This window comes from Flavobacterium sp. DSP2-3-1, from assembly GCF_049896865.1.
In the GTDB taxonomy this organism is placed as follows: Bacteria; Bacteroidota; Bacteroidia; order Flavobacteriales; family Flavobacteriaceae; genus Flavobacterium.
Genome location: NZ_JAFCVD010000035.1, coordinates 1 through 551 on the forward strand (window position 1 = coordinate 1; position 551 = coordinate 551).

1 pseudogene is annotated in these 551 nt (G+C 42.5%); it reads right to left on the reverse strand.

Annotation, left to right across the window (positions count from 1 at the left end):
* Positions 1 to 551, reverse strand: a pseudogene (locus tag ACP7AT_RS15795) (IS1182 family transposase); the annotation flags it as partial.

Genomic DNA, 551 nt, shown 5'->3' on the forward strand with positions numbered 1-551 from the left:
TTAGTGCATTTTGTAAAGAGTTTGCAATTCAAACAAGCATTGGTTTTGTAATGCTTCATTTTGGTGATTGATTTGCCGTTCTTTTTGGCGTACCAATTTCCGTTGGTGGTCAGGGTTTCATTGGCAGGACAGGTATAGGAATCGGTGGTTATGTTGTATTTAAAATGTTCTACATCAAAAGCCAAATCAGGTGCGTGTGCAGACACGCCAGGAATAGCCACTAAAACATCAACACCAAGACGGTTAGCGTAGTCAAATTCGCTGCCGGTGTGATAGCCTTTGTCATAAACGGCTATAAAATTAGCATGACCCAAAATGGTTTTGCTTCGGCGCAACATGCCGCCCATGGCTTTGGAATCGTTTTCATTGGTCACCTTGAAATCAATGGGAATGTTATGCAGCGCATCCACTGTAGTTTGTACCGTGTAGGCGACTTCCGAGATGTTGTTTCGCGTCATTATTTGGCGACTATCAGGATCCGAAGTCGAAATTTGGGTAACCCCTGTAGTATCGATGGTGTTTTGATACCCAATGTATTTTTGTTTCTGAAT